The organism is Bradyrhizobium sp. (assembly GCF_049581145.1).
Classification (GTDB): domain Bacteria; phylum Pseudomonadota; class Alphaproteobacteria; order Rhizobiales; family Xanthobacteraceae; genus Bradyrhizobium.
Window position 1 is genome coordinate 1 of record NZ_JBAURI010000840.1, and the last position, 2,159, is coordinate 2,159.

The 2,159-nt window shown below is 64.8% G+C and carries 2 protein-coding genes; both read right to left on the bottom strand.

All coding sequences use genetic code 11. The features are described 5' to 3' along the window. Positions 1-319 precede the first annotated feature (319 nt). Positions 320-1,159: an IS21-like element helper ATPase IstB gene (istB, locus tag WCB02_RS27610; RefSeq protein WP_423962927.1), complete on the bottom strand. Its 840-nt coding sequence runs from the start codon at positions 1,157-1,159 to the stop codon at positions 320-322. After that, on the bottom strand, positions 1,156-2,159 hold a 1,004-nt coding region (locus WCB02_RS27615; RefSeq protein WP_423962928.1), incomplete at its 5' end, for a Mu transposase domain-containing protein. The genes istB and WCB02_RS27615, both read right to left, overlap by 4 nt.

Below are 2,159 nucleotides of genomic sequence, written 5' to 3' on the forward strand. Positions count from 1 at the left end.
TCTTCATCCTGCGTCCCTTCTCGCGCCCGCACAAAGCCTATACACCATGAACCCAGAGAGCGCGTCCAGCATCGGCCGCGCCGTGTCAACGCGGATAGAAAGCCGCCGGAAGGTCTCGTAGCGGAGCCCCGCGGCGGCACCGACGGCCATTCCGCTCCAGGCTGGGGCCTGAGCGGGGCACCTCGACGAGGCGGTGGGATGCCGGACTGCCGGTCAAGCTATTGCGCGACAATCTGGATGAGAGAGCGCGTCAATCTGGATGAGAAGATGTGACCGCGACGGGAACGACTATTGCCATTCTGATTGTCGCTGGCAAGGGCTAAGTTGCTGTATGATTGTCGCGCGGCGCGGGTCCGCTGATGTCTTTGGTTGTGGCGTAGTTTTGCGGGCGTCCGGCGTGTTTTTGCTTGCGTTCGATGGCGGCGCGCCGGCGGAAGCTGTCGACGTTGATTTCGAAGATCGTGGCGTGGTGAACAAGACGATCGACCGCCGCGAGCGTCATGGCGGGATCTGGGAAGACCTTGCCCCATGCTCCGAAGGGCTGATTTGCGGTGATCAGAGTGGATCGTCGTTCGTAACGAGCGCTGATCAGCTCGAACAGGACGGAGGTTTCCGCCTGGTCCTTGCTGACGTAGGCCAGATCGTCAAGAATCAGCAGGTGGAAGCGATCCAGCCGGTTGATGGCGGCTTCCAGCGCCAACTCGCGGCGTGCCAGCTGAAGCCGCTGCACCAGATCGGACGTGCGCGCGAACAGCACACGCCAGCCGTTTTCCACCAGGGCCAGGCCGATGGCGGAGGCCAGATGCGTCTTGCCGCCACCCGGGCCGCCGATGAGCAGCAGATTGGCGCCTTTTTCGAGCCAGCTGTCACCGGCGCAGATCGCCAGGACGTGCGCCTTGGAGACCATCGGCACGACGTCGAAGTCGAAGCTGTCCAGGGTCTTTCCAGGCGGTAGCTGGGCCTCGGCGAGATGGCGTGCAAGGCGACGGCGGTCGCGTTCGGCGATCTCGTGTTCGGCAAGCTTGGCGAGGAAGCGCGCGGCGGGCCAACTCTCCTTGTCCGCCCGATCGGCAAATCCCAACCAATCCTGCTTGATCGCCGGCAAGCGCAGGTCGTTGAGCATCAGTGTGAGCCGGGAAGCGTCGATGCTCTCGGTCATGCCGCTTCTCCCCGATCGGCGCCCATATCGGCGCCGAGCAGCACCTCGTAAGCGATCAGCGGCATGAGGTGGACGACGACGTCGGGCAGCGCGGCGGGATCGGGTGCGAAGCGTTCGCGCAATGCCGCAATATCGGGGAGCTGACCGGCAGCGAGATCGGCGGCGAGCAGTGTGGCGAGTTCGGCCTCGCAGCAACGCTCATGGGCAAGTGCCAGAAGGTTGACCATCAGGCGGCAGGCCGACTTCGCGGGCAGCTTTTCGAGCAGTCGGTCGAATGTCTGGCGATAGGCATCGCGGGGGAACAGCTGGTCGCGATACACAAGATTGAGCAATGCCATGGGCTTGCGGCGCAGGGCGTGGATCACATGGCGGTAATCGACGACATGGGCGCGCTGGCCGGCGGCGGCGGCGCGTCCCCGTGTCAGGGTCATGAGCCTGGTCCCGCCGACGAAGACGTCGAGGCGGTCATCATATAGCCGCACCCGCAGACGATGGCCGATGAGCCGGGATGGCACCGTGTAAAACACCTTCCGCAGCGTGAAGCCGCCCGACGAGGTAACAGTGACGACGGTCTCCTCATGATCGGCGGTTCGATGTCCGGGCAGACGCTGCAAAGCCGGCCGCTCGGCCTCGATACGCTTGACGTTGTGGGCGTTCTTGCGACTGACGATCTCGTCGATGAAGCGGCGGTAGCCGCAGAGATCGTCGAAGTCGCCGCCCCCGCGCATCAGCAGCGCGTCGCGGATCGCGCTCTTGAGATGGCCGTGGGAGCTCTCGATGGCACCGTTCTCGTGCGCCACGCCCCGGTTGTTGCGTGTCGGCTGCATGCCGTAATGCGCACACAGCGCGTCGTAGCGTCGCGTGAGGTCCTCGCGTGCGTCCTTGTCCAGATTGCGGAACGCCGCCGAGAGGCTGTCGCTGCGATGCTCGAGCGGCGCGCCGCCAAGAGCCCACAGCGCGTTCTGCAGGCCTTCGGCCAGAGCCACGTAGCTTTCACCGC

Coding starts and splice junctions, on each gene's coding strand:
- istB (WP_423962927.1), bottom strand. CDS start 1,159: ATGACCGAGAGCATCGACGCTTCCCGGCTCACACTGATGCTCAACGAC.